This is a genomic window from Pseudomonas sp. 13B_2.1_Bac1 (assembly GCF_025466155.1).
Taxonomy (GTDB): domain Bacteria; phylum Pseudomonadota; class Gammaproteobacteria; order Pseudomonadales; family Pseudomonadaceae; genus Aquipseudomonas; species Aquipseudomonas aylmerensis.
The window spans coordinates 71901-97714 of record NZ_JANLOH010000043.1 but is presented as its reverse complement, the minus strand read 5'-3'; the positions used below and the strand labels follow the sequence as shown (position 1 = coordinate 97714).

Genomic DNA, 25814 nt, shown 5'->3' with positions numbered 1-25814 from the left:
AATACCCTGACAAGGCAAGCCCCGCGCATACCCAAAACCGTCAGAACGTCGCGTTCTGTGCCGCTTTCTCCAGCAACAACGCCGGCGGCGAGAACCGCTCGCCATATTGCTCGGCCAGATAACGGGCGCGGGCGACAAAGTCGTTCAGGCCGTACTGGTTGATAAACTGCAACGCGCCACCGCTCCAGGCCGCAAAGCCGATGCCGAAAATCGACCCGATGTTGGCGTCGGCGGTGGACAGCAACACGCCCTCCTCCACGCAGCGCACGGTTTCGATAGCCTGGATAAACAGCAAACGGTCGCGTACATCCTGTGCCGAAATCCGTTGCCCGGGCTGTTCAAAGCGGCTTTTCAATTCCGGCCAGAGATACTTCTGCCCAACCGCCGGGTACTCGTAAAAGCCGCCCCCCGCCGCTTTGCCCATGCGCTTGTACTCGTTCACCAACAGGTCAATCACCGCCGTCGCCGGATGGCTCGGCACGCTTTTACCTTCCGCCTGCAGATCCTTCGCCGCCTGCTGTCGGATATGGCTCATCAAGCTGAGAGACACTTCGTCAGATACCGCCAACGGCCCCACCGGCATCCCCGCCTTGCGCGCCTCGGTCTCGATCATCGCGGCGGCCACCCCTTCGCCGAGCATGGCAATGCCTTCATTCGTGAAAGTGCCGAACACCCGCGAGGTGAAAAAGCCGCGACTGTCGTTGACCACAATCGGGGTCTTCTTGATCTGCAGTACGAAATCGAACCCCCGGGCCAGGGTTTCGTCCGAGGTGTGCGCGCCCTTGATGATTTCTACCAAGGGCATCTTGTCCACCGGGCTGAAGAAATGCAGGCCGACAAACTTGCCTGGGTCGGGCACCGCCGTGGCCAGGCCGCTGATGGGCAAGGTCGAGGTGTTGGAGGCGATCACCGCTTCGGCACCGACCACCTGCTGAGCAGCCGCAGAGACCCTGGCCTTGAGTTCGCGGTCTTCGAACACGGCTTCGATAATCAGGTCGCAACCGGCCAGGTCGGCGTCATCCTGCGTAGGATGAATCCGCGCGAGGGTGCTTTCGCGCTGATCCGGGGTCAGTTGCCCACGGCTGACCTTCTTGTCCAATAACGCCGCCGAGTGCGCCTTGCCCTTGTCGGCCGCCGCCTGGTTGATGTCCTTGAGCACCACCTCAATGCCGGCGCAAGCACTGACATAGGCGATGCCTGCACCCATCATCCCGGCGCCGAGCACGCCGACTTTGCGCGTCACGTAAGGCGCAAAGCCCTTGGGTCGGGAACGGCCGGCGTTGATCTCATTGAGCTGGAACCAGAAGGTGCCGATCATGTTTTTCGCCACCTGCCCGGTGACCAGCTCGGTGAAATAGCGGGTTTCGATCAGGTGCGCGGTGTCGAAATCCACCTGGGTGCCCTCGACGGCGGCGCAGAGGATTTTCTCCGGGGCCGGGAAGCAGCCCTGGGTCTTGCTGCGCAAAATCGACGGCGCTATTGCCAGCATCTGCGCCACCTTGGGGTTCGACGGCGTGCCGCCTGGAAGCTGATAGCCCTTGGTGTCCCACGGCTGCCTGGCCTCTGGATTAGCCAGAATCCACGCGCGGGATTTGGCCAGCAGCTCATCGCGGTTCAGCGCCAGCGCCTGGATCAAACCAGCCTGCAGCGCCTGTTGTGGGCGGACTTTCTTGCCTTCCAGCAGATACGGCAGGGCTTTTTCCAGGCCGAGCATGCGCACCATGCGCACCACCCCGCCGCCGCCTGGCAGCAGGCCGAGAGTCACTTCCGGCAAGCCGAGCTGCACCGATTTGTCATCCAGCGCGACGCGGTAGTGGCACGCCAGGCAAATCTCCCAGCCGCCGCCCAACGCGGCGCCATTGATCGCGGCGACCAGCGGTTTGCCCAGGGTTTCCAGGCGTCGCAATTGCGCCTTCAGCACCCGCACGCCGTCGTAGAAATCCTTGGCGTGGGCCTTGTCGACCTTGATCAGTTCATTGAGGTCGCCGCCGGCAAAAAAGGTTTTCTTGGCCGAGGTGATGATCACGCCGGCAATCTGCTCCTTTTCCGCTTCCAGGCGCGTGACGGTGGCCGCCATGGCCTCGCGATACACGCCGTTCATGGTGTTGGCACTCTGGCCGGGCATGTCGAGGGTCAGCACCACGATCTGGTCCTGGCCTTTTTCGTAACGAATGGCTTCGGTCATGACAAATTCCTTCGGCTCAGAGGCGTTCGATAATGGTGGCGATGCCCATGCCACCGCCCACGCACAGGGTGGCCAGGCCGTAACGTTGCTGGCGCGCCTCCAGTTCGTCGAGCAGGGTGCCGAGGATCGCGCAACCGGTGGCGCCCAGCGGATGGCCCATGGCGATGGAGCCGCCGTTGACGTTGACCCGCGCGGGGTCGATGCGCATGTCCTTGATGAACTTGAGCACGACAGACGCAAACGCTTCGTTGACTTCAAACAGGTCGATGTCTTCAACGCGCAAACCCGCCTTGGCCAGGGCCTTGCGGGTAGCCGGCGCCGGGCCGGTGAGCATGATGGTCGGATCGGTGCTGGTCACCGCCGTGGCGACGATTCGCGCCCGCGGTTGCAGGCCCAGCTCGCTCCCCTTGGCCTCGGAGCCGATCAACATCAGCGCAGCGCCGTCGACAATCCCGGAGCTATTGCCCGGCGTGTGCACATGGTGAATGCGTTCCACATGGCTGTAGACCCGCAGCGCGGTCGCGTCGAAACCCATCTGGCCCATCATTTCGAAGCTCGGCTTGAGCTTGCCGAGGCCCTCGAGGGTGGAGTCACCCCGGATAAATTCATCCTGGTCGAGCAGCACAATGCCGTTCTGGTCCTGCACTGCGATCAGCGACTTGCTGAAGGAACCGTCGGCGCGCGCCCTGGCTGCTTTCTGCTGGGACTGCAGGGCAAAGGTATCGACGTCCTCGCGCGTGAAGCCTTCGAGGGTGGCAATCAGGTCGGCGCCGATGCCCTGGGGCGTGAAGTGGCTGTGCATATTGGTGTGCGGATCGAGTACCCAGGCGCCGCCATCACTGCCCATGGGCACGCGGGACATGGATTCGACGCCGCCGACCACCACCAGGCCCTCAAAGCCGGAACGCACTTTCATCGCGCCGAGGTTGACCGCTTCCAGGCCCGAGGCGCAGAAGCGGTTAACCTGCACACCGGCGACGCTGACGGCCCAGTCCGCGACGAGCGCGGCGGTCTTGGCGATGTCCGCGCCCTGGTCCCCCACGGGCGTGACGCAGCCGAGCACGATGTCATCCACCTGGTGCGTGTCGAGGTCGCTGCGTTGCGCCAGCGCTGTCAGCAGACCGGCCACCAGGTCGACCGGTTTGACACTGTGCAAGGCACCATCGGCCTTGCCTTTGCCCCGGGGCGTGCGTATCGCATCAAAGATCAAAGCTTGGGTCATGACATCCTCGAACCGCTGTGCATGTGTGCCCCTACCTTAGGCCCGATTGACACGGTTTCAATGACGGATGCGCTCATTGCTTTTGACCACCACGCTCGGACGAACGGTAGGCTTACGCGCGTATTGCTTGATTAATCGTTTTAGCTGTCTAGCCAAGGCATTGGCGCCAAGATGGCGATAGGCCTCATAGCGTTTTAAGCTGAAATCCTGATTAGCTGATATTAAATGGATCTAAGCCACGCAGAACGAGGGCTCTAAGGTTCAATCAGTAGGAAGTTGCTGCCGGGTTTTGCTGGAGCAACTGTAAGAAAAGCGACACGTCATAACGGCATAGTAGATTTTACCGGCACGCATTTGACGCTCAGGAATAACAACAAAAGGCAGTCAGCCATGTTCAAACATTCGAAAGTACGTCAGGCGGGACTTATTCTTTTCGCCACCACACTGATTCTGATCCTGCCCAACCTGACCAAGGTCATTGGGTGACCACTCACTCCCCACATTCCGTGCACACACAGCACCAGGATTGCAGTTTTTGGCAGCACCTGCCGGGACATTGCGTATAGCGGTCCTGTTGCAGGCGCTGCCGTTTTGCGTGCGAATTTGCGCTATCGTGAGCCCCATCGTCCTTTCGCATCGGGCTTATCCGTTGAAATTGATCCTCGCCCTTCTCGCCTTGCTCATAGCCGTTCCTGCCACGGCAGCCTCGTTGAGCATCGAACTCGACCACACGCGCAAGACCTGGCAGACCGCCGACCTGCTCAAGCATCCGGACGCGCAGACCGTGCAGATCGTCGATGACGTTTCCTACAAGCGCAATATGACTTATCGCGCGGTACCGCTGGCCGTGCTCCTACCGGGTCTCACGCCCGAAGCTCATCTGCAAGCCGTCGCCCTGGATGGATTTGCCGCCGAACTGGCGGCGGCGCCGTTGCTGCAAACCCGCGGCGCCCGCGCCTGGCTGGCCGTGGAGGACCCGGCTCACCCCTGGCCCGCGCTGGCCAACGGCAAGCCGAGTGCAGGGCCGTTCTACCTGGTGTGGACCGATCCGCAAGCCGGGCATATCAGCCCTGAGCAGTGGCCGTTCCAAATCTCCACGATCAAGCAGTTGAAGACAGTGGCCGAACGCTTCCCCGCGCTGTTGCCCGACCCGGCGCTGGCCGCGAATGACCCGGTCAATCAGGGCTTCGCGTTGTTCCAGAAAAACTGCCTGGCCTGCCATCGCCTCAATGGCGCCGGCGATGCGCAGGTGGGGCCGGACCTGAATATTCCCTACAACCCCACCGAGTATTTCGGCGCCGACTTCCTCAAGCGTTATATCCGCGACCCGCAGAGCCTGCGGCATTGGCCACAGGCAAAGATGCCAGCATTCGCCGCCAGCGTGTTGCCCGACAGCGAGTTGGATTTATTGGTGGGTTATTTGAAGCATATGGCGGGGCGTAAGCAGCAGCCGTGAATGCTGGGTGATTGGTAGCAGGGTTTGTTCGGGCAACTGAGTTGGCTGTGGTAACTGAAATTGTTGTGTCAACCTAGCTTGTTGTGGCGAGCGGGCTTGCCCCGCGTTGGGCTGCGCAGCAGCCCTGATAAAGCAGAATGCACGATGTCAGGCACTCCTCAGTGCAGGGTTTTAGGGCTGCTGCGCAGCCCAACGCGGGGCAAGCCCGCTCACCACAACAAGCCCGCTCACCACAAACCTCAGCAGCAGAGCTTCGTGCAGTCGCTTACTGCTGCTGGACGGAAATCACCGGCGTCGGCGCAACGAACACCTTGGCATGCATCTGCTCATGCCCGCCGCCACGGCGCATGCCGCGCACCGGGCAGGCGTCGAGGTAGTCCAGGCCCACCGCGAGTTTCAAGTGCCGCTCCGGCCGGGCCAGTTGGTTGGTCACATCAAAGCTGTACCAGGCGTCATCCAGCCAGGCTTCGGCCCAGGCGTGGCTGGCCAGGTGCGCGGTGTCTTCGGTGTACAAATATCCCGACACATAACGCGCAGGAATTCCCAGGCTGCGCGCGCAGGCCAGGAATGCGTGGGTGTGGTCCTGACACACACCCGCATGCCCTGCAAAGGCCTGGGCGGCGCAGGTGTCGACTTCGGTGGAGCCCGGCGTGTAGACCATCGACTGGTGCAGGGCGTGCATCAGGTCGATCAGCGCCGTGCGATCGCGGCGCTGATGGCAATGCTGTTGGGCAAAACCGCGCAAGGCCTCGTCGGGCTCGGTCAGGCGCGTGCAACGCAGGAATGGGAAAGCCGACTGGCTCTCATGTTCGGCCTCGCGCAGTTCGTCGATATCCACCTGGCCACGGGCGCCGATGATGATGGCGTCGTGGGGTTCGTCCAGGGTCAGCACATGCAGGATGTTGCCGAACGGGTCCACCTGCGCACGCACCGGGCGTGGCAGGTCCAACTGCCAGCTGAGCACATGCTGGCGCTCGCTGTCGTGGGGCGTGAGGCGCAGGTACTGGATGCTGTTGCGCACCTGGTCTTCATAGCGGTAGGTGGTTTCGTGGCTGATGGAGAGTCTCATGCGGCCTCCAGGTAGGAACTGTAGATGGCGTCGCCGAGTTGGCGGACCAGGGGAATAAAGTCGGTCAGCCAGGCGTGCAGGCCTTCCTCGAGAATCTCATCGATAGCGGTAAAGCGCAGGCGCGCGTCCATCTCGGCGGCCAGGCGCTGGGCCGGGCGGCCGTTGAGACCGGGCAGGCTGGCGAGGATCTGGTCGATCTCTTCGCTGCAGGCGCGCAGCGAACGCGGGACATCGGCGCGCAACAGCAACAGTTCCGCGACTTGCCGCGCGCCGGGGGCGTCGCGGTAAATCTCGGTGTAGGCCTCGAACGACGACAACGCGCGCAGCAAGGCACTCCACTGATAGTAGGCGTGTGCCGTGCCGTCGGTGACCGCTTCGGCGCGGTCGCCGGCCATTTCATAGCGTGCATCGAGCAGGCGCAGGGTGTTGTCGGCACGTTCGATAAACGTCCCCAGGCGAATAAACCGGAAGGCATCGTTACGCATGATGGTGCCGTAGGTCGCCCCGCGAAACAGGTGGGAGCGCTCCTTGACCCATTCGCAGAACCGGCTCATGCCGTAGCGGCTCAAGCCCTGCTGGGCGATATCGCGAATATCCAGCCAGGTCGCGTTGATGTTTTCCCACATGTCCGCAGTAATTCGCCCACGCACGGCATGGGCACTGGCCCGCGCAGCGCCCAGGCAACTGTAGATGCTCGCCGGGTTGGCCGCGTCGAGGGCGAAGAAATGCAGCAGGTGTTCGGCGTGCAGTTCACCATGACGCTCGCGGTAATCTTCCAGCGTGCCGGTGATCAACAGCGGCATGGCCAATTCGTGCAGGCCATCGCCGCGCCCATCCTGGGGCATCAACGACAGCGAATAGCTGACATCGAGCATGCGCGCGAGGTTTTCCGCACGCTCCAGGTAGCGCGACATCCAGTACAAATCCGAGGCAGTTCTACTCAACATAATTCAATCCTCGACCACCCAGGTGTCTTTGGTGCCGCCGCCCTGGGACGAGTTGACCACCAGCGACCCTTCGCGCAACGCCACGCGGGTCAGCCCGCCAGGCACCACGCGGGTTTCCTTGCCGGACAGCACGAATGGGCGCAGGTCGATATGACGCGGGGCGATGCCGTTGTCGACGAAGGTCGGGCAGGTGGACAAACACAGGGTCGGCTGGGCGATATAGGCGTGGGGCTTGGCCTTGATGCGTGCGCGAAAGGCTTCGATTTCAGCCGCCGTCGAAGCCGGGCCGACCAACATGCCGTAGCCGCCGGAACCTTGGGTTTCCTTGACGACCAGGTCCGGCAGGTTGGCCAGCACGTGGGATAATTCGTCGGGCTTACGGCATTGGAAGGTAGGCACGTTCTGCAGGATGGGTTCCTCATCCAGGTAAAATCGGATCATCTCGGGGACGAAGGGATACACCGACTTGTCATCCGCCACTCCGGTGCCAATCGCGTTGGCCAGCACCACATTGCCCAAGCGATACGCGGCGAGCAGGCCGGGCACGCCGAGCATGGAGTCCGGGTTGAACGCCAGCGGGTCGAGGAACGCATCGTCGAGGCGGCGATAGATCACATCGACGGCCTTGGGGCCGTCGGTGGTGCGCATGAACACCCGGTCATCACGCACGAACAGGTCGGCGCCCTCCACCAGCTCCACCCCCATTTCGCGGGCCAGGAAAGCGTGTTCAAAGAACGCGCTGTTGAAGCGGCCCGGGGTCAGCACCACCACACTGGGGTTATCCAGGGGGCTGGAGCTTTTCAGGGTATCGAGCAGCAGGTTGGGGTAATGATCGATGGGCGCGATGCGCTGGGCGGCGAACAGTTCGGGGAACAGGCGCATCATCATCTTGCGGTCTTCGAGCATGTAGCTGACGCCGCTCGGTGTACGCAAGTTGTCTTCCAGAACGTAGTAAGTGCCGTCGCCGTCGCGTACGAGGTCGACCCCGGAGATGTGGGAATACAGGTCGCGGTGCAGGTTCAGCCCCTGCATCGCCAGTTGATATTGCTCGTTGGCCAGCACCTGCTCGGCGGGGATGATGCCGGCCTTGATGATGCGTTGCTCGTGGTACAGGTCGGCGAGAAACATGTTCAGCGCCTTGACCCGCTGGATGCAGCCGCGCTCGACCATCCGCCATTCGCTGGCGGGAATACTGCGCGGGATGGTGTCGAAGGGAATCAGGCGCTCGGTGCCCTGCTCGTCGCCGTACAGGGTGAAGGTGATCCCGGCGCGGTGAAACAGCAAATCGGCTTCGCGCCGGCGTTGGGCCAGCAGTTCAACAGGGGTATCAGCCAACCAGCGGGCGAACTCGCGGTAATGGGGGCGAACCTGCCCTGCCCCGTCGTACATTTCGTCGTAATAAGTGCGGATCATGCCGAACTCCTTGTCACCCGGACGCTTGAACCTTCGCAAGGCCCGTGCCAGCGGCATAAACACTTAAAAATCAGTGCGTTGAATAACCAGAGGGATCTGCTCGCACCGTCCTGGTGCGCAGAATGCCCCGCGCACAGGCGCACGCTTCATCGCAATGCGCGCTTTGGCTATCAACAGCATAGTCAGAGTTGATTTCACTGCCCGGTCGCGCTTGCGGATAATCGCAACCATCTGCTGAACAGGATGCGTCCTACCGCTTCAGCGCAACGCTCTTCCCTTTAGGCCACCCTGCTCGGGTGGCTTTTTTTTGGCTGGAGAAATGCTGTGTAGGTGGGGTGATAGTGAGGTTGGCGACGATGCCGAACCGGGCAGCGATAAGGGCTGGCCACAAACAAAATCGGCCGACCCGAAGGTCAGCCGATACGCTGTGTTTCTCATACTGCTACATGGGTAACCCACGCACCTCCTGCTTGACGCCCCATCCTTCGATAATGCCGCCCAGAGGCTCGACCACCGCCTCGAAGTCCTGCTCGAAGTCTCCTATGCCGTCGTAGGTTGCAAACATGATTTTGCTCAGTTCCAGGTACCAGGCGCCATCGTCGCGCGCGCTGACCTGGGCATTCAGGGATTCCCCACGAAATTCACCCGCAGCCCTGCGCGCCCGTTCCTCATCCGGGAATATGGCGTAGAACTCAATGGGGTGGAATCGCGAGAAGTCGAAGCCGCCTTCTTTCATGCGGCGCAGAACGTTGGTGCTGATGTCTTCTTGATAGGCTGTGCTCATGAAAAGTGCTCCTCGAATTGATGGATAGACTTTCCGTGCTTCCCGAAGCCCACGCCGTACTGGCGTGGGAGCTACGGCAAAAACATCACCGCTGGAAAACAAGCATGTAGCTGACAAGACCAGACCTTAGCGATTCGTTCGCTGATCTCACTTGCAGAGTAGCGCGAAGCTATCACCTCCACCAGAGGCGCTTTAAGTGTGTACAGGGAATATTCAGGCGGCGGGAGAGATGTCGAGGATCTGGATACTGTTCTGGTCTTTGAGGATCTTGACCGTAGGCTCAGGCTTGCGGCCCTCCAGGTCATTGAGGTCCAGTTCAGCGGCGATGGGCACCAGTTTGTTGCGAATCATGTGTGCCGCATCTTCGAGGCTGGGCTTCTGATCGCAGGTGAACTGCTCGACGGATTGAACGCCGTGATCATCAACGAAGGTAATCTGCCACTTTTGCATCGGTGCCTCCTCGATAAAACCCGTGTGTGGGCTTACCACTATCTGGACCTTGAGGGTTCGCCAAACGTTCCACTCAAGTCAGGAGACACCGGATCAACTGCGCTTATTTTTCAGCGTGTTCTTTCAAGGCTTTCAAGGTGTTGAACGGCGCGTCCACCACAAACTTGTTGGCCAACCACGAAGGCACGCTGCCACCTGGCTCGGTGTGCACCTGGTAAGTGACTTCGGTCTGGTTGTCGCCTTTTGGCACGAGTTTCCAGAAGCCATCGACCTGGGCAACCCGTACGTAGCCTTTTTCTTCAGGCTTGTAAGTCGGGACGCCCTCAAGCTTACGGGTCAGCGTGCCGTCGGCCGCCTTGGTCGTGGTGATGTGCAGGTAGGAATCCCGGTCCGTCACGGGGAACGGGGCCTTGAATTGGGTGTAGGTCCAGCTCTCGTCGCCTTTCTTGTCGACCAGCTTCTGGGACTTGCACTCGTGGATCCAGGCACAGGCACCGGCCACGTCTTCCTGCAGGGCGACGATTTTGGCCACGGGAGCCTTGATCACGGTCACACCGCGATAGGCCTTGTACTTGGAGCCGGCAATTTCGCTCAGGGACACTTTGATACCGTCTTCGTCCTTGGCGACTTGCCAATCCTCAGCCTGGGCAGTGGCAGCAAACACCAGCGTAAAACCGCACAACACAGCCATTCGTTTCAGCGAACCCATTGTTGTATTCCTTATTGTTGAAGTTCCGATAGTAAAGCCCATCAAGCCGCCGTCATCTGCTCCCACCAGCCGATCAACCGGATTGCATCGGCCTGGTCGGTGCCGCAGACCTCGATATCGGCCTTGAAATCACTGCACACCGCCGGGCGTTCCGGCCGGCCGAACAGCTGGCATAGCTGTTCGACAGACAGGTGCAGGCAGCGTTCGCCGGCCGGTTTGCCGTGTGGCATGCCCGGTAATGGCGAACTGATGGAGGGGGCGATGCAGCACGCGCCACAGCCTTCACGGCATTTCATGACCAAAAGGTCCTCGACGACTCAATGTGGATGGCCGGGCTAGAGTACGCCCTTAAACAGCCGTTTTAAAATGGTCTAACAGGGGTTTTTCGCAGAAAACAAAAGTGACTGACCAGTCTGCGACAGATGGTCGAGGGGTGACGTCACGTTAGGGCAAAAAGTTTATTGCTTGAACTCGAACTCCAACGCCGCGCCTTCAACATCGCGGCGCTCTTCGTTGCGCAGTTGCAGTTTCATTTCATTGCTGAGCAGGCGCCCGTTGATCTGGAAGGCACTGTTGTCAGTGGGCTTGTCACCAAACATCGGCGGCAGCAGCGGTACGCTTTTGGGCTTGGGCATGGTGCCCAGGGGCTGCAGGTGCCGGACCATGTCCGTAGGCAGTGTCAGGTCCAACTGTGCCGGTGCCAGTTGGGTCTGGGCCACTTCGCGGGCCGATTTAGACTTGCTCGCTACCGGTGCACGCTTTTTCACCGTGGCGGCTTTTTTCTTGGTCGCGGCGGCTTTTTGCGCCGGTGCCGGTTTTTTCGCGGGCGTTTTCTGCTGGTTGCTGGCGGCGGGCTGGGCGTCAGTCACAGGCGTTGCCGCCAGCACCGGACTGACGTTACACAGGCTTAACAGGCCAATCACCAAAGCAGCACGAACAATTGAGGTCATATCGCCTACAGCATTAACGGCAGAGGGCCATATGCTCGCTTGTTGTGCGCGGCATGACAAGCGCGGTGATTAGCCAGCTATCGGAGCTGTCCCCAATACGCCGCTCAAAAGCCGGCTGCCGTCTCCTGGCACAACTGGCTGGCCAGCATCCCCAACGTCATCAGCGCCCGCTCTGCCTCGCGGTTCCACGGCGTGCCGCAATTGAGGCGGATGCAGTGGTTGAACTGCTCGGTATTGCTGAAGATCAACCCCGGCGCAATGCTGATGCCCTGTTGCAGGGCACGCACGTGCAGTTCCTGGGTATTGACCCGTCCGGGCAAACTGACCCACAGGATGAAGCCGCCGGTCGGGCGGGTCATCTGGGTGCCTTCCGGGAAATACTGCTGCACCGCCAGCTGGAAAGCGCTGAGGTTCTTGCGGTATTCCTGGCGGATGTAGCGCAGGTGGCGGTCGTAGCCACCGTTCTCGAGGTAGGCCGCCACCCCCATCTGGGTCACGCTGCAGGCGGAATGGGTACTGAACATCTGCAGGCGCTGGATTTCCTGCTGGTATTTGCCGGCGATCATCCAACCAATGCGCACCCCCGGCGACAACGTCTTGGAAAAGCTCGAGCAGTAGATGACCCGGTCCAGGCGGTCATAGGCCTTGAGGGCCTTGGTGCGACCGAGTTCGAACATCAGCTCGCCGTAGATATCATCCTCGACAATCTGGATATCGAAGTCCGAGGCCAGCCGCAGCAATTGTTTCTGTCGCTCCTCGGGCATGGTGCCGCCCAGGGGATTGCTCAGGCGCGTGGTCAACACCAGGGCCTTGATCGACCATTGGTTGGCCGCCAGTTGCAGGGCTTCAAGGCTCATGCCGGTGGACGGGTCGCTGGGGATCTCGATGACCTTGAGGCCGAGCAGGTCGGCCAGTTGCAGCAAGCCATAGTAGGTCGGTGATTCGGCGGCAATCAGGTCGCCGGGGCGTGTGAGCACACGCAGCGACATCTGCAACGCATCCACGCAACCGTGGGTGATCACCACCTCGGAAGGGTCCACCACCACGCCGGCGTCGCGCATGCGTATCGCCACTTGGCGGCGCAGGGGCTCAAAACCCGGGCTGAACATGTAGCTGAACGCACGCGGGCTCTGGAAGCGGGTGACCTTGGCCAACTGCTGGTGCAGCGCGCGGACCGGCAAGTAGTCGACACTCGGCACGGCGGCGCCCAGCGGGAACACGCCTTCACGGCGCGACTCGCCCAATACCTGCTGGATAATGCTGCTGCGGGTGACCAACCCGGGACGCTCGACACGAGCAATGTCCGGCGTCGGCGCCGTCAGCGCCGGCGTCTGGTGCACGTAGTAGCCCGATTGCGGCCGCGCCCGGATCAGCCCCTGGTCTTCCAGGTTGGCGTAGGCCTGCAACACCGTGGCATGGCTGACGTTGAGCTGGGAGCTCATCTTGCGCACCGAAGGCACGCGCTCACCCGGTTGATAGACACCGCGCCGGATATCCTCAGCCAGTTGCTGGGCGATACGTTGGTAAAGCAACAGATTGGTCATGACGCAGCACTCGATTTCACGGGTATTTTATTTTTGTGTGAAACATACCGGCACAGTTTAGAAGTGTACGGGGACAGTTGCCACAATAGTCGAGCGCGGGCGGGAGTGACAGTAAAAACTGTAGGGGTGGGGGAATAGAATTTCAGCTCTGCACCGAAACGAAATGTGGGAGCGGGCTCGCTCGCAAAAGCGGTGTGTCAGCCACATTAAGGGTGACTGATACACCGCCTTCGCGAGCAAGCCCGCTCCCACATTTTGATCAGCGCTGGCGCTTTATCGGGCGGCGCCCAGTTGGCCCTTCTCGTCGGAGAATACAATTTCCACTCGACGGTTCTGCGCGCGGCCGCGCTCGGAGGCGTTGGCCTCGACCGGATACTGGTCGCCGTAGCCTTCGACCTGGATACGCTTTTCATCGATGCCGAGGTCGACCAGCACATCGGCCACCGATTGCGCACGGTCACGCGACAGCTTGAGGTTTTCCTGCTCGCCGCCGGTGTTGTCGGCGTAGCCCTCGATGCGCACCACGCGCTTAGGGTTCAGTTGCAGGAACTGTACGATTTTCAGCACTGTGCGGTTGGCGGAGTTTTTCAGCTCGGCGTCACCGGTATCGAACAGCACGTCGCCCAGGGTCATCACCAGGCCGCGATCGGTCTGGGTGGTGGCCAGGCTGGCGATCTGCTCCTCGAGCCACTTGCCCTGCTGCTGCACGCTGATCAGCTTGTTTTCACGCAGGGCCAACTGCAGGCGCTGGCGCTCCAATTCAAGCTTGGCGCCACGCTCCTGGTTGAGCGCCTGCTCAGTGTGCTCGCGAGCGATGGCACTGTAGCGCTGGCTGAGGTAGGCGTAATGCACCACGTCGGCGCCGCTGCCCCAGTAGCTGGACAAGCGGTCGGCACGTGCCAGGGACTCACCGGCGCGGATCACGTCCTTGGGGGCGAAGCGCAGCACATTGGCGTCTTCCTTGACCTTCTGGAAGTCGTTGCCGGCCTGTTGCAGCGCCTGCTCGCCATTGGGATGGCTGGCACAACCGCCCAAGACGGCGCTGCCCAGCAGCAACACACAGCTCACGGCGCGGATCATCGGGCTCATTGGGCTTCCCCCAACTGCAATTGCTTGCGCAGACGCGTGATGCGGGTGTTGAGCACGTTGAGTTGTTCCTGGCTCTTGCGGGTCAATATCCGGGCTTCAGCCAGGCGCGCATCCAGCTCGGCCTGTTCGGCCTGCATGCGCGCATCTTTGTAGGATTCATCGGCCATGTCGGCCTTGGCCTGGGCGAACTTGTCTTCGGCCAGTTTCAATTCGGGCGAGTCATCAGTACTGGCGCCCACGGCGCTGGCTTGTTCCAAGGCTTGTTGGGTGAGGCGTATTTGTTCATTCGGCGCAGGATCGGCTGCACATCCCGCCAGAGCGACAACGGCGAGGGCCGCGAAAAGAGGTCGAAGAGTCACTGAAAATCCCTACTTTGTTGGGGTGCCGACGGGTTGTTGCAATTGCGCTTTCCAACGCTCGAGATTGCGCTGCAGCGCGGCTTCCGCCACACCAGACCCGGGCAATTCTGTCATCTTTTTGGTGAGCTGTCCGCGCAACCACGGATCATTGCAGGCCGAGTTGTGGGAAATCGCCAGGTACAGGCCGGGCTGATCGACCGGGGTTTCGCGAGCGACCAGGTCGTTGCTCATGCCCAATGTCTGGGCCATGGCCATGCCCGAGTAACGCCCGGCCAGCACGTAATCCACCTCGCCCAGCAACAGTTTCTGGAAAGCCGGCGTCAGGCTCGGTAGACGTTGCAGGGTGAGTTGCTGATCGGCGAGGGTTTCGAACTCACGGCTCAAGCGTGCCCGCTCCGACACTGCGCCCTTGTGGCCGTGCAAGTCGGCGGCCGTGTTGTAGACCAGTGCCGAGTCCTTGCGTGTCCACACCAGATAGTCGGTCTGCACCAGCGCCGGGTGGATGTAATCGAGGGTCTCCAGCTCGCCCAGGTTCAGCGGTGCGTCGGCGAGGATGTCCATGCGCCCGCTGCGCACTTCATCCAGGGCCAGGGAACGTTTGCCGCCGTAGAGCAGGTCGACCTTCAAGCCGAGGTCCTTGGCGACTTGCTGCAACACATCGGCGGTGGCGCCGATCAGGTGCGTGGGGTCCTGGGGATCACGCCAGAGCAACGGCGGTGCGTCCGGGCTGCCGGTGATCACCAGGCGCTCACATTTGCCCGCCGCCAGCGTCAGGCTCGGAAGCAGTGACACACCCAGCAACAGCACCACCCAACGACGCAATTCCATCACAGACTCTCCCCATCACAAACGCATCCCTTGTAGGCGCCGGCAAGTCGGTATCTACAAAGGCAAAAAAAAACCCGGTCACAAGGACCGGGCTCTTTATAAGTGAAGCGACTGGATTAGACCAGCTTCTCCAACTCGGGAACGGCTTCGAACAAGTCCGCCACCAGGCCGTAATCAGCCACCTGGAAGATCGGTGCTTCTTCATCCTTGTTGATCGCGACGATCACTTTGGAGTCTTTCATACCGGCCAAGTGCTGGATCGCGCCGGAGATACCGACCGCGATGTACAGCTGTGGCGCAACGATCTTGCCGGTCTGGCCGACCTGCATGTCGTTGGGTACGAAACCTGCGTCGACGGCAGCGCGGGAAGCGCCGACCGCAGCGCCCAGCTTGTCGGCCAGGGCGTACAGGTGTTTGAAGTTGTCACCGTTCTGCATGCCACGGCCGCCGGAAACGACGATCTTGGCAGCGGTCAGCTCAGGACGATCGGACTTGGCCAGCTCTTCGCCAACGAAGCTCGAAGTGCCAGCGTCGTGGGCAGCAGCAACAGCTTCAACCGCAGCCGAACCCCCTTCAGCAGCAACCGGGTCGAAACCGGTGGCACGTACGGTGATCACTTTAATGGCAGCGGTCGATTGCACGGTGGCAATGGCGTTACCGGCGTAGATCGGGCGCTTGAAGGTATCAGCGCTTTCTACCGAGATGATCTCGGAGATCTGGTCAACGTCCAGCTGCGCAGCAACGCGTGGCAGGATGTTTTTGCCGTTGGACGTAGCGGCAGCCAGGATGTGGCTGTAGCCAGCGCCCAGTTCCGCGACCAGCGGGGCAACGTTTTCCGGCAGTTGGTGCGCGTAGGCGGCGTTGTCGGCCAGCAATACTTTGCTCACGCCAGCCACTTTCGCAGCGGCGTCAGCCACGGCGCCAGCGCCTTGACCTGCTACCAATACGTGAATGTCGCCACCGATTTTCGCAGCGGCCGCCACAGTGTTCAGGGTAGCCGGGGCCAGCACCTTGTTGTCGTGTTCAGCGATTACCAAGATAGTCATGTTTAGATTACCTTCGCTTCGTTTTTCAGTTTCTCGACCAGTTCAGCCACCGACTTGACCTTGATACCCGCGCTGCGTGCAGCTGGCGCTTCGACTTTGACGGTCTTGTTGGTGGAGGCGGTGGAAACGCCCAAAGCGTCTGGAGTCACCGACTCAAGCGGCTTCTTCTTGGCTTTCATGATGTTTGGCAGGGACGCGTAGCGCGGCTCGTTCAAACGCAGGTCGGTGGTGACGATGGCCGGCAGTTTCAACGAAACGGTCTGTGCGCCGCCGTCGATTTCACGGGTCACAGCCACGCTGTCGCCGCTCACTTCGACTTTGGAGGCGAAGGTGCCCTGGCCGTAACCGGTCAGTGCAGCCAGCATCTGGCCAGTCTGGTTGTTGTCGCTGTCGATGGCCTGTTTGCCAAGGATCACCAGCTGAGGCTGTTCCTTGTCGACAACGGCTTTGAGCAACTTGGCCACGGCCAGGGAGGTCAGCTCTTCAGCGGATTCAACCAGAATGGCGCGGTCGGCGCCCAGTGCCAGTGCGGTACGCAGCTGCTCTTGAGCAGTGGTAGGGCCGATGGAAACCACGACGATTTCAGTCGCCACGCCTTTCTCTTTCAGGCGTACGGCTTCTTCCACGGCGATTTCGCAGAAAGGGTTCATCGACATCTTGACGTTAGCGAGGTCGACGCCGGAATTGTCCGCCTTGACGCGAACTTTCACGTTGTAATCGACAACGCGTTTGACAGCTACAAGAACCTTCATGGATTCCTCGTTACTCTCCGGTGAAAAGAAAGTCGCCTAGGCGAACCTGGCGGTTGATGCTCATCGGCACACAAGGGCACCTCCAAAAACCTCGGCGAGTGACCTTGCTCACGGGAAGTGACGACCGTTCGTCAGTGGTGACTGAGAGGTCATTCTTTATCGCAGCGTGTAAACTGCGCGCCATTGTTTGGGCGCGCGTCACCTGTCTTGCTTTTGGACGTGCTCTTGAAACCTGCAGTCTGCCTACGGTAAGCGCAAAACCGACCGTATATTGACCGGAACACCTATTCTGGTCAATACGGCAAAATAGCCAGTCATAAGCCGCGCCTCTTTGATTTACCTAGCCTGCGGGCAATTCAAACAAACGTTTGTATTGGACGCTGACAGTGGTGTAGATATAATGCGCCACCTAGAGAGAAAGGTGGGTCGTCTCTGCTGCGAATGCAGCAATGAGGGACACAACACCGAACCTCCACCCATTAGAAAAAAAAGCCTGTTGAGCCTTGAGTAGGAGATAGCCTGTGGAACGCGAATACATGGAATTCGACGTGGTCATCGTCGGCGCTGGCCCGGCGGGACTGTCTGCCGCCTGCCGACTGAAGCAGAAGGCCGCCGAAGCCGGTAAGGAAATCAGCGTCTGCGTGGTCGAGAAAGGCTCCGAAGTCGGCGCCCACATCCTCTCCGGTGCCGTGTTTGAACCCCGCGCCCTGAACGAACTGTTCCCGGACTGGAAAGCCCTCGGCGCCCCGCTCAACACCCCGGTGGTGCGCGATGACATCTATGTACTGCGCAGCCCCGACGCCTCCACCAAGGTGCCTGACTTCTTTGTGCCCAAGACCATGCACAACGAAGGCAACTACATCATCTCCCTGGGCAACCTGTGCCGCTGGCTGGCCCAGCAGGCCGAGAACCTGGGCGTGGAAATCTACCCAGGCTTCGCCGCCCAGGAAGCACTGTTCGACGAAAACGGCGTGGTCCGCGGGATCATCACCGGTGACCTCGGCGTCGACCGCGAAGGCAATCCGAAAGAAGGCCTGTACACCCCCGGCATGGAGCTGCGTGGCAAGTACACGCTGTTCGCCGAAGGTTGCCGTGGCCACATCGGCAAGCAACTGATCCAGCGTTTCAACCTGGACAGCGACGCTGACGCCCAGCACTACGGCATCGGCCTGAAGGAAATCTGGGAGATCGACCCGGCCAAGCATCAGCCAGGCCTGGTGGTGCACACCGCCGGTTGGCCGCTGGACATCATGAGCGCCGAGAACACCGGTGGCTCGTTCCTTTATCACCTGGAAAACAACCAGGTGGTCGTCGGCCTGATCGTCGACCTGTCCTACAGCAACACCTTCCTGTCGCCGTTCGACGAATTCCAGCGCCTCAAGCATCACCCGGTGCTGGCGCAGTACCTGGAAGGCGGCAAGCGCATCAGCTACGGCGCCCGCGCCATCTGCAAAGGCGGCCTGAACTCGCTGCCGAAGATGGTCTTCAAAGGTGGCGCGCTGATCGGTTGCGACCTCGGCACCCTGAACTTCGCCAAGATCAAAGGCAGCCACACGGCGATGAAGTCCGGCATGCTCGCCGCCGACGCCGTGGCCGACCGCCTGTTTGCCGAATCCGAAGGCGGTGATGAGCTGACCGCTTACGTCGACAGCTTCAAGTCCAGCTGGCTCTACGAAGAGCTGTTCGCCAGCCGCAATTTCGGCCCGGCGATGCACAAGTTCGGTCCGATCATCGGCGCCGGCTTCAACTGGTTCGACCAGAACATCCTCGGCGGCAAGATGCCGTTCACCCTGCACGACACCAAGCCGGACTACGCTTGCCTCAAGCTCGCGAAGGACAGCAAGAAGATCGACTACCCGAAACCCGACGGCAAGCTGAGCTTCGACAAGTTGAGCTCGGTGTTCATCTCCGGGACCAACCACGAAGAAGAACAGCCGTGCCACTTGAAGCTCAAAGACGCGAGCATCCCGATCGGCACCAACCTGCCGCTCTACGATGAACCGGCACAGCGTTACTGCCCGGCCGGCGTGTATGAAGTGGTGACCAAGGAAGACGGCGAAAAACGCTTCCAGATCAACGCCCAGAACTGCGTGCACTGCAAGACCTGCGACATCAAGGACCCTTCGCAGAACATCACCTGGGTCACGCCGGAAGGCGCAGGCGGGCCGACTTACCCGAACATGTAAGTCCGTCGCTTGAACAAAAAGGGCTCCCAATCGGGAGCCTTTTTTATGGGCAACATATATCAACTGTGGGAGCTGGCTTGCCTGCGATAGCGGAGTCTCAGTCAACCAATCTTTAGCTGACCCATCGCCATCGCAGGCAAGCCAGCTCCCACATTGAGCGAGGTGTGATCAGGCAGCCCGCTCTTCACCGGGGTTGCGCAAGAAGTAGCGCTTGTACTCGCGACTGAACTGCGACGTGCTCTGGTATCCCACGTTATGCGCCGCCTGCGCCACGCCCATGCCTTCGACCAGCAGCAACTGCTGGGCCTTGAGCAGGCGCAGCCGTTTCAGATATTGCACCGGCGACAACAAGGTGCAGCGCTTGAAATGCTCATGGAACGTCGACGCACTCATGTGCGCATACCCCGCCAATGTCTCGATATTCAGCGGCTCGGCGTAATGGGCATGCAGGTGATTCAACGAGGTAGCGATCCGCGAAAACTGCCCCTGCTGTTCCACCAGTGCGCGCAGTACATCGGCCTGAGGCCCGCGCAAGGCGGTGAACAACAATTCGCGCACCCGCGCCGGGCCCATGATCCGGCTTTCCAGCGGATCGTGCAGGCACTGCAACAGCCGCTCGACGCAGCCGCGCATCGCATCGTCGAGCACCACCGAGCTCATCGATTCCAGGGTCTGCGCCGTCGGCGGCGGCCCGGCCTGCATGCCCATGGCCATGACCAACTCACCCAATACCACCCGATCGATGCCCACTGTCACGCCGTACAACGGGGCGTCGGGAGCCATGGCAAAGGTCTCGCATTCGAACGGTACCGGCATCGCCTGGATCAGGTAGTGACCGGCGCCGTACTCCAGCGTGCGCGGGCCCAGGTAGGCGACCTTGCTGCCCTGCGCCACGAACATCAGGCTCGGCTCATAGATCTGCGGCCCGCGCGCCACGTCGCAACTGGCGCGCAAGACCTGCACGCCGGGCAAGTGGGTCGGGGAGAAACCGTCGCAGGGCGTGAGCCCCTCAATCAAGGAAACCAGCGTGGCGTTGGCATCGAGATGGCGGGTCAACAACATAAAAGCAGCTCTCGCAAAGATACGTCTTGGTGCAGGCCAGCTGGCTTCAAGCCACAGGCTGCAAGAATGTCCGCAGTTTATAGCGTGCCGCTTGCAGCTTGCCGCTTTTAGCTGCTCCTCCGGAGCTTTAGGCATGAGACTCGGAGCATTTGCCATGGTCGCACCCGGGGTCGGCGCGCAGAATGCGCCACCTCCCCAGTCCAAGCTTTTGCGAGGTTTCCCCATGTACACCGCTATCGGTTATGCCGCCCAGTCGGCCACCACTCCCCTCGCCCCCATGTCGTTTGAACGTCGCAGCCCACGTGCCGATGACGTAGCCATCGAGATTCTCTACTGCGGCGTCTGCCACTCCGACATCCACCAGGCACGCAACGAGTGGGGCATCGCCGTGTACCCGCTGATGCCGGGCCACGAGATCGTCGGCAAAGTCACCGCCGTCGGCGCCAGCGTCACCGCGCACAAAGTCGGCGACCTGGTCGGCGTGGGCTGCATGGTCGACTCCTGCCGCCACTGCGACGCGTGCAAATCGGACCTGGAGCAATACTGCCTCGAAGGCCCGACCATGACCTACGCCACCCCCGACCGCGTCGACGGCAGCAACACCATGGGCGGCTACTCCGACAGCATCGTGGTCAGCGAGCACTTTGTGGTCAAGATCCCGGCCAAGCTCGACCTCGCCAGCGCCGCGCCGATCCTCTGCGCCGGCATCACCACCTACTCGCCGCTCAAGCACTACGGCGTCAAGGCCGGCGATAAAGTCGGCGTGCTGGGCATGGGCGGCCTGGGCCATATGGGCATCAAGTTTGCCAAGGCCATGGGCGCGGAAGTGACCTTGTTCACCCGCTCGGCGAGCAAGGCTGAAGAAGGCCGTCGCCAGGGCGCCGATCACGTGATCGTGTCCACTGATGCCGAGCAGATGAAGGCCGCCGCCGGCAGCTTCGACTTCCTGCTGGACACCATTCCGGTACAACACGACCTCAACCCCTACCTCGATGTACTGCGCTTTGACGGCGTGCACATCCTGGTCGGCCTGATCGAGCCGGTAGACCCGCCGGTGAATGCGGCCAAGCTGGTGCTGGGGCGTAAAGTGCTGGCCGGTTCGTTGATTGGTGGCATTGCCGAAACCCAGGAAGTCCTGGATTTCTGTGCCGAGCATGGCATCACCTGCGACATCGAAATGCTCGACATCCGCCAGATCAACGAGGCTTACGCCCGCATGATCGCCGGTGATGTGAAGTACCGCTTTGTCATCGACATGGCGACCCTGAAGGCCTGATCAGGCCTTTGCGCCCAACTCCGCGGAAAGCCGGGCCGCGACCTGTTTGATCACAGGGATCAGCTCGGCCATTTTCTCCAGCGGCATGTAGGGCACGGTACTGGCGATGCTGATGCCGGCGACGATACGCCGGCTGGCATCGCGCACCGGTGCCGCCACGCAACGGATCGACGGTTCGTTGTCTTCCAGATCGAACGCGTAGCCCCCCACCACGTATTCATGCATGCGCTGCTCGAACTGCGCCCAGGTTTGTTCCGGGTGCTGCGGCCATTGCAGGCTTTTGCCTCCCGCCGGCAGGCTGGCTTCGTACAGCCGCTGCCATTCCTGCGCGGTGTCATCCAGCAGCATCGCCTTGCCCACACCGGTCCGCGCCAATGGCATGCGATGGCCCACCCGCGAGCGCATTTCCGGACCGTTGCGGCCTGGATTCTTGTGCAGGTAGAGCACGTCATCGTATTCGCGAATGGCCAGGTGGATGGTGTCGCCGGTCAGCGCCGACAGTTCATCCAGATACGGGATGGCCAGGGTCACCAGCGGCAACTCTTCGCGGGCCTGGAAACCTAGCTCGATCAACTTCGGCCCCAGCAGGTAACCGACCTGCGGCACCACGCGCAGGTAGCGCTCTTCCACCAGGCAACTGGCCAGGCGATGCGTGGTGCTGCGGGTGGTGCCGATGCGCTTGGCGATCTCTTTCAGATCCCGCGCACCGGCCGCCACCGCCTGTACCACGCCCAGGCCACGCAGCAGGGTCTGGGTGCCGGTAGGCGCAGCGTCTTTGACGGGAGTGTGGGCGTTTTCCTGCATATCGGGCCTATGTGGTGGTACGAAAACGGCGCCATTATGGCAAATGCAGCCCTCCTGAACAGAGGAGATCCACTGCGGGAGCTGGCTTGCCTGCGATGAGGGCGTGTCAGCCAGTAAATGTGCAGGCTGACACACCGCTATCGCAGGCAAGCCAGCTCCCACATTTTGATCTTCACAGGGCACGACTTTAGCGTTGCTTCATGCGGTCGATAATCACCGCCAGCAACAGGATCGAACCGCGGATCACGTACTGGTAGAAGGTGTCGATGTTCTTCAGGTTCATCGCGTTCTCGATGATCGCCAGGATCAGCACCCCGGCAATCACATGACGGATCATGCCGATACCACCGCTCAACGAGACCCCGCCCAGGACGCAGGCAGAGATCACCGTCAGCTCGAAACCCTGGCCGATCATCGGTTGGCCCGAGGTCATGCGCGAGGCCAGGATCACCCCGGCCAGCGCGCCGATCAAACCGTGCACGGCAAAGATGATGATCTTGGTGCGGTCGACGTTCACCCCGGCCAGCAGCGCCGCTTCCTGGTTGCCGCCAATCGCCATGGTGTTGCGCCCGTAGGTGGTGTAGTTGAGCAGCCAGCCGAAGAACACAAAGCACAGCACGGTGATGATGATCGGCACCGGCACGCCCATCAGTTGGCCGTTGCCGAACACGAAGAAGCCTTCGTCCATCACCCCGACGGCCTTGCCGTTGGAGAAGATGTAGGCCAGGCCGCGCACAATCTGCATGGTCGCCAGGGTCGCGATCAACGCGTTGATGCGCAGCTTGGCGATGACGATACCGTTGATCAGCCCCACCACCAGGCCCATGGCCAGGGCGGCGGACACACCGAGCACCACGCTGTCGGTGTCGCGGATCACGATCCCCGCCACCACGCCGGCGCAGGCGATCACCGAGCCCACCGACAAGTCGAAGTGCCCCGACGCCAGGCAGAACAACATGGTGCACGCCGCGATGCCCACGGTGGAAATCGCCAGGCCCAGGCCGCGCATGTTCAGCGGCGAGAGGAAGTTGTCGATAAACAACGCGCTGAGCACAAAGATGCTGAGCGCCGCCAGCAGCATCACCCAGTCATCGAGAAACTTGCGCTGGTTGAAACCTGGCCAGAAGCCCTTTGCAGTTTTTACCTGAGACATAGCCAAACCCTCTTATTCTTCAAGCCCGCGAACGCGGGAGCGCCAGTTGCAGCAGCCGTGCTTCATCCGCTTGATCGCGGGTCAGTTCGCCGGTCAGGGCGCCTTCGCTCATCACCAGGATGCGGTCGGAGATGCCCATCACTTCCATCAGGTCGCTGGACACCACGATCACCGCGATGCCGCTGGCGGCAAGGTTGTGGATGATCTGGTAGATCTCCGACTTGGCGCCGATATCGATGCCACGCGTCGGCTCGTCCAGCAGCAGGACTTTCATCGGCATCGACAGCCAGCGGCCGAGAATGGCCTTCTGCTGGTTGCCCCCCGACAGGTACATGATTTTCTGCTCGGCGTTCGGCGTCTTGACCTTCATCGCCTTGATCTGCTTGTCGGCGTTGCCCTTCTCCCAGCCGTCGCGCAGCAGCCAGCCAAACGTGGCATGCGCACCCCGCGCACTGATGTTGATGTTCTCGGCGACGCTGGACAGCGGAATGATGCCCTCCTTCTTGCGGTCCTCCGGGCACAGCAACACGCCAGCGGCGATGGCATCGCGGGGCGAGCGCAAGGGCAGCGTCTGCCCGTTCAATTCCAGGTGGCCGGCGGTCGCGCGCTCCAACCCGCTGAGCAACCGGAACAGCTCGGTCCGCCCGGCACCGACCAGGCCAAACAGCCCGAGGATCTCGCCCTTGTGCACTTGCAGGCTGACCGCCTCACGCAGGCCCGGGCCGAGCAGCCCCTCGACCTTCAGCGCCACCTCGCCCTGCTCGCGCGGGCGATAGTCATAGATGTCCTGGATGTCGCGGCCGACCATGCAGGTCACCAGTTGATCGTGGGTCAGCGTGCTCATGTCCTCGAAGGTGCGCACGTAGCGGCCATCCTTGAACACCGTGACGGCGTTGCAGATGCGGAACACTTCTTCCATGCGATGGGACACGTAGAGCACCACTTTGCCCTCGTCGCGCAGCCGCGTGATGATCGCCATCAAGCGGTCGATCTCGCGGGCGGACAGGCTGCTGGTCGGCTCGTCGAAAGCAATCACATGCGCACCCCGCGACAACGCCTTGGCGATTTCCACCAGTTGGCGCTGCCCGAGGGACAGCCGCCCGAGCTTTTCGTCGGGGTCGATCTCATCGGCCAGGCCCTTGAGGCAGGCCAGCGCCTGCTGGCGCAACAGCCCGCGATTGACCACGCCAAAACGCGTCGGCAAATGCCCGAGGAACAGGTTCTCCGCCACCGTCATTTCCGGCACCAGGTGCAGTTCCTGGTGGATCACCGCGACGCCGTTGGCGATGCTGTCGGCGGCGGATTTGAAGTCCATGGTCTGCTCGCCGATCTGCAGCGTGCCGCTGCTCGGCATGTAGGCTCCGCCGAGAATCTTCAGCAGGGTCGACTTGCCGGCGCCGTTCTCGCCCATCAGCGCATGTACCGAATGCGGCCGCGCTTCAAAGCTGATCTGCGCCAGGGCTTTCACACCGGGAAACTCCTTGCCGATGCCATTGAAACGCAGGGCCGCGCCGCTCATTTCCACAGCCCGATTTTGCTCAACTCTTGCTTGAAATTGTCGCGGGTGATCAGGGTGACATTGTCCAGGGCGGTGAACTTGGCAGGCTCGGTGCCTTTGGTGACCCACTCGAACATCGCGCTGGCGGTTTTGTAGCCCGAGGCATCCGGGCTCAGCAGCATCGAGCCGTAGAAACCGGTATTGGATTTCTTCAATTCCTCGATTGCATCGGTACCGTTGATGCCGACACCGATCACGTTGGCCGCCTTGAAGCCGGCGCTTTCCGTGGCGCGTACGCCGCCCAGCACGGTGCTGTCGTTCATGCCGCCGATCAGCAGGTTTTTCGCGCCACTGGGCAGCTTCACCAGCGCCGAGTTGGTGGCGTCCATGCTGCCGGGGACGTCGAGGGTTTTCTGCGCGCTGAAGAGGATATGGTCAGCCGGCAGGCCCGCCGCCTTGAGGCCTTCCACCGAGCCGTCGGTGCGTTTCTTGCCGGTTTCCAGCTCGTCGAAGGTGTTGATCACGGCGTAGGTTTCTTTCCAGTCCCAGCCGCGTTTTTTCGCTTCGGTGGCCATGGCTTCGCCTTGCTTCTGGCCGATCTTGTAAGCGTCCAGGCCGACGTAGGGCACGTCTTCCATAGGCTTGCCCTTGGCGTCGACGAAACGGTCGTCGACCGCCAGCACCTTGAGGTTATTGAGCTTGGCCTTGGCCATGATCGCCGGGCCAAGGGACACGTCCGGCGGGCAGATCACAAAGCCCTTGGCGCCGTTGGCCGCGAGGGTGTCGATGGCCGACAGGGTCTTCTCACCGTCGGGCACCGCGATCTTGATCACGGTGAAACCCTGGTCCTTGCCGGCCTTTTCGGCGAAGGCCCATTCGGTCTGGAACCAGGGTTCTTCGGCCTGCTTGACCAGGAAGCCGATCTTCACTTCTTCGGCGAGTGCCACGCTGCTGAACGCCATCGCGAGCGCCAGAGTGCCTAGTGTCTTCTTGAACATGAGCCACCTCTTGTTGTTATTGAGCGTTACAAGT

At 61.3% G+C, this 25814-nt stretch carries 24 protein-coding genes; 3 read left to right on the top strand and 21 right to left on the bottom strand.

Features of this window, described 5'->3' with window-relative positions; all coding sequences use genetic code 11:
* Positions 1–40: 40 nt before the first annotated feature.
* Complete coding sequence (locus NTD80_RS10230) at positions 41–2185, bottom strand: 3-hydroxyacyl-CoA dehydrogenase NAD-binding domain-containing protein (protein ID WP_262133413.1); 2145 nt, start codon at positions 2183–2185, stop codon at positions 41–43.
* A 16-nt stretch (positions 2186–2201) separates the two neighbouring features.
* Positions 2202–3407 carry an acetyl-CoA C-acetyltransferase gene (locus NTD80_RS10225; protein WP_262133412.1) on the bottom strand — a complete coding sequence of 402 codons (1206 nt, stop codon included), beginning with the start codon at positions 3405–3407 and terminating at the stop codon, positions 2202–2204.
* A 649-nt stretch (positions 3408–4056) separates the two neighbouring features.
* Here NTD80_RS10225 and NTD80_RS10220 point away from each other — a divergent pair.
* Positions 4057–4863: a c-type cytochrome gene (locus tag NTD80_RS10220; RefSeq protein ID WP_262133411.1), complete on the top strand. Its 807-nt coding sequence runs from the start codon at positions 4057–4059 to the stop codon at positions 4861–4863.
* Positions 4864–5128: 265 nt separating this feature from the next.
* On the opposite strand, the gene NTD80_RS10215 is transcribed toward NTD80_RS10220, so the two are convergent.
* The 14 genes from NTD80_RS10215 to NTD80_RS10150 all read right to left on the bottom strand — a co-directional run bounded on the left by NTD80_RS10215 (position 5129) and on the right by NTD80_RS10150 (position 16803).
* Positions 5129–5932 carry a transglutaminase N-terminal domain-containing protein gene (locus tag NTD80_RS10215; RefSeq protein WP_065909371.1) on the bottom strand — a complete coding sequence of 268 codons (804 nt, stop codon included), beginning with the start codon at positions 5930–5932 and terminating at the stop codon, positions 5129–5131.
* Positions 5929–6879 carry an alpha-E domain-containing protein gene (locus NTD80_RS10210; RefSeq protein WP_065909369.1) on the bottom strand — a complete coding sequence of 317 codons (951 nt, stop codon included), beginning with the start codon at positions 6877–6879 and terminating at the stop codon, positions 5929–5931. Before NTD80_RS10210 ends, NTD80_RS10215 begins: the two co-directional genes overlap by 4 nt.
* Positions 6880–6882: 3 nt before the next feature.
* Positions 6883–8292: a circularly permuted type 2 ATP-grasp protein gene (locus NTD80_RS10205; protein ID WP_120449513.1), complete on the bottom strand. Its 1410-nt coding sequence runs from the start codon at positions 8290–8292 to the stop codon at positions 6883–6885.
* Positions 8293–8734: 442 nt separating this feature from the next.
* Positions 8735–9076, bottom strand: coding sequence for a ribonuclease E inhibitor RraB (locus tag NTD80_RS10200; protein WP_015885395.1), 342 nt, complete (start codon positions 9074–9076; stop codon positions 8735–8737).
* Positions 9077–9289: 213 nt separating this feature from the next.
* On the bottom strand, positions 9290–9526 hold the full coding sequence (locus NTD80_RS10195) for a hypothetical protein (RefSeq protein WP_065909365.1): 237 nt from the start codon (positions 9524–9526) through the stop codon (positions 9290–9292).
* 103 nt (positions 9527–9629) lie between these two features.
* Entirely contained in the window at positions 9630–10235 is a 606-nt protein-coding gene (locus NTD80_RS10190; protein ID WP_065909364.1) for an START domain-containing protein, read from the bottom strand.
* Between the two features lie 41 nt (positions 10236–10276).
* Positions 10277–10531, bottom strand: a complete 255-nt coding sequence (locus NTD80_RS10185; protein ID WP_065909363.1) for a YkgJ family cysteine cluster protein — start codon at positions 10529–10531, stop codon at positions 10277–10279.
* Positions 10532–10693: 162 nt separating this feature from the next.
* Positions 10694–11185, bottom strand: coding sequence for a translation initiation factor 2 (locus NTD80_RS10180; RefSeq protein ID WP_120449515.1), 492 nt, complete (start codon positions 11183–11185; stop codon positions 10694–10696).
* Positions 11186–11289: 104 nt separating this feature from the next.
* Positions 11290–12729 (bottom strand): PLP-dependent aminotransferase family protein, encoded by a 1440-nt coding sequence (locus NTD80_RS10175; protein WP_017527404.1) that lies wholly within the window; start codon positions 12727–12729, stop codon positions 11290–11292.
* A gap of 273 nt (positions 12730–13002) precedes the next feature.
* Positions 13003–13818, bottom strand: a complete 816-nt coding sequence (locus tag NTD80_RS10170; RefSeq protein WP_065909360.1) for an OmpA family protein — start codon at positions 13816–13818, stop codon at positions 13003–13005.
* Positions 13815–14177, bottom strand: coding sequence for a DUF4398 domain-containing protein (locus tag NTD80_RS10165; RefSeq protein ID WP_065909356.1), 363 nt, complete (start codon positions 14175–14177; stop codon positions 13815–13817). The genes NTD80_RS10170 and NTD80_RS10165 overlap by 4 nt, the downstream gene beginning before the upstream one ends.
* A 9-nt stretch (positions 14178–14186) precedes the next feature.
* Positions 14187–15005: a substrate-binding periplasmic protein gene (locus tag NTD80_RS10160; RefSeq protein WP_262133408.1), complete on the bottom strand. Its 819-nt coding sequence runs from the start codon at positions 15003–15005 to the stop codon at positions 14187–14189.
* Positions 15006–15121: 116 nt separating this feature from the next.
* Entirely contained in the window at positions 15122–16051 is a 930-nt protein-coding gene (locus tag NTD80_RS10155) for an electron transfer flavoprotein subunit alpha/FixB family protein (protein ID WP_065909352.1), read from the bottom strand.
* Between the two features lie 2 nt (positions 16052–16053).
* A complete protein-coding gene (locus NTD80_RS10150; RefSeq protein ID WP_016973648.1) occupies positions 16054–16803 on the bottom strand; it encodes an electron transfer flavoprotein subunit beta/FixA family protein in 750 nt (249 codons plus the stop codon).
* Positions 16804–17324: 521 nt separating this feature from the next.
* Between NTD80_RS10150 and NTD80_RS10145 the strand changes: the two genes are divergently transcribed.
* Positions 17325–18989 (top strand): electron transfer flavoprotein-ubiquinone oxidoreductase, encoded by a 1665-nt coding sequence (locus NTD80_RS10145; RefSeq protein ID WP_065909350.1) that lies wholly within the window; start codon positions 17325–17327, stop codon positions 18987–18989.
* Between the two features lie 168 nt (positions 18990–19157).
* Here the strand turns inward: NTD80_RS10145 and NTD80_RS10140 are convergent, their stop codons facing one another.
* On the bottom strand, positions 19158–20051 hold the full coding sequence (locus NTD80_RS10140) for an AraC family transcriptional regulator (RefSeq protein ID WP_065909348.1): 894 nt from the start codon (positions 20049–20051) through the stop codon (positions 19158–19160).
* Positions 20052–20274: 223 nt separating this feature from the next.
* Between NTD80_RS10140 and NTD80_RS10135 the strand changes: the two genes are divergently transcribed.
* On the top strand, positions 20275–21327 hold the full coding sequence (locus NTD80_RS10135) for an NAD(P)-dependent alcohol dehydrogenase (RefSeq protein ID WP_106802876.1): 1053 nt from the start codon (positions 20275–20277) through the stop codon (positions 21325–21327).
* Here NTD80_RS10135 and NTD80_RS10130 read toward each other — a convergent pair whose 3' ends face one another.
* The 4 genes from NTD80_RS10130 to NTD80_RS10115 form a co-directional block, all read right to left on the bottom strand.
* Positions 21328–22131, bottom strand: coding sequence for an IclR family transcriptional regulator (locus NTD80_RS10130; protein WP_065909342.1), 804 nt, complete (start codon positions 22129–22131; stop codon positions 21328–21330). It abuts the gene before it with no gap.
* A 187-nt stretch (positions 22132–22318) separates the two neighbouring features.
* A complete protein-coding gene (gene araH / locus NTD80_RS10125; RefSeq protein WP_025854166.1) occupies positions 22319–23284 on the bottom strand; it encodes an L-arabinose ABC transporter permease AraH in 966 nt (321 codons plus the stop codon).
* 19 nt (positions 23285–23303) lie between these two features.
* Positions 23304–24803: an L-arabinose ABC transporter ATP-binding protein AraG gene (araG, locus tag NTD80_RS10120; RefSeq protein ID WP_262133403.1), complete on the bottom strand. Its 1500-nt coding sequence runs from the start codon at positions 24801–24803 to the stop codon at positions 23304–23306.
* Positions 24800–25780 carry a substrate-binding domain-containing protein gene (locus NTD80_RS10115; RefSeq protein WP_065909335.1) on the bottom strand — a complete coding sequence of 327 codons (981 nt, stop codon included), beginning with the start codon at positions 25778–25780 and terminating at the stop codon, positions 24800–24802. The genes araG and NTD80_RS10115 overlap by 4 nt, the downstream gene beginning before the upstream one ends.
* Positions 25781–25814: the final 34 nt, after the last annotated feature.

Coding starts and splice junctions, on each gene's coding strand:
- NTD80_RS10195 (WP_065909365.1), bottom strand. CDS start 9,526: ATGCAAAAGTGGCAGATTACCTTCGTTGATGATCACGGCGTTCAATCC.
- NTD80_RS10175 (WP_017527404.1), bottom strand. CDS start 12,729: ATGACCAATCTGTTGCTTTACCAACGTATCGCCCAGCAACTGGCTGAG.
- NTD80_RS10185 (WP_065909363.1), bottom strand. CDS start 10,531: ATGAAATGCCGTGAAGGCTGTGGCGCGTGCTGCATCGCCCCCTCCATC.
- NTD80_RS10215 (WP_065909371.1), bottom strand. CDS start 5,932: ATGAGACTCTCCATCAGCCACGAAACCACCTACCGCTATGAAGACCAG.
- NTD80_RS10200 (WP_015885395.1), bottom strand. CDS start 9,076: ATGAGCACAGCCTATCAAGAAGACATCAGCACCAACGTTCTGCGCCGC.
- NTD80_RS10180 (WP_120449515.1), bottom strand. CDS start 11,185: ATGACCTCAATTGTTCGTGCTGCTTTGGTGATTGGCCTGTTAAGCCTG.
- araG (WP_262133403.1), bottom strand. CDS start 24,803: ATGAGCGGCGCGGCCCTGCGTTTCAATGGCATCGGCAAGGAGTTTCCC.
- NTD80_RS10225 (WP_262133412.1), bottom strand. CDS start 3,407: ATGACCCAAGCTTTGATCTTTGATGCGATACGCACGCCCCGGGGCAAA.
- NTD80_RS10170 (WP_065909360.1), bottom strand. CDS start 13,818: ATGAGCCCGATGATCCGCGCCGTGAGCTGTGTGTTGCTGCTGGGCAGC.
- araH (WP_025854166.1), bottom strand. CDS start 23,284: ATGTCTCAGGTAAAAACTGCAAAGGGCTTCTGGCCAGGTTTCAACCAG.
- NTD80_RS10130 (WP_065909342.1), bottom strand. CDS start 22,131: ATGCAGGAAAACGCCCACACTCCCGTCAAAGACGCTGCGCCTACCGGC.
- NTD80_RS10150 (WP_016973648.1), bottom strand. CDS start 16,803: ATGAAGGTTCTTGTAGCTGTCAAACGCGTTGTCGATTACAACGTGAAA.
- NTD80_RS10205 (WP_120449513.1), bottom strand. CDS start 8,292: ATGATCCGCACTTATTACGACGAAATGTACGACGGGGCAGGGCAGGTT.
- NTD80_RS10115 (WP_065909335.1), bottom strand. CDS start 25,780: ATGTTCAAGAAGACACTAGGCACTCTGGCGCTCGCGATGGCGTTCAGC.
- NTD80_RS10210 (WP_065909369.1), bottom strand. CDS start 6,879: ATGTTGAGTAGAACTGCCTCGGATTTGTACTGGATGTCGCGCTACCTG.
- NTD80_RS10160 (WP_262133408.1), bottom strand. CDS start 15,005: ATGGAATTGCGTCGTTGGGTGGTGCTGTTGCTGGGTGTGTCACTGCTT.
- NTD80_RS10140 (WP_065909348.1), bottom strand. CDS start 20,051: ATGTTGTTGACCCGCCATCTCGATGCCAACGCCACGCTGGTTTCCTTG.
- NTD80_RS10230 (WP_262133413.1), bottom strand. CDS start 2,185: ATGACCGAAGCCATTCGTTACGAAAAAGGCCAGGACCAGATCGTGGTG.
- NTD80_RS10135 (WP_106802876.1), top strand. CDS start 20,275: ATGTACACCGCTATCGGTTATGCCGCCCAGTCGGCCACCACTCCCCTC.
- NTD80_RS10155 (WP_065909352.1), bottom strand. CDS start 16,051: ATGACTATCTTGGTAATCGCTGAACACGACAACAAGGTGCTGGCCCCG.
- NTD80_RS10190 (WP_065909364.1), bottom strand. CDS start 10,235: ATGGGTTCGCTGAAACGAATGGCTGTGTTGTGCGGTTTTACGCTGGTG.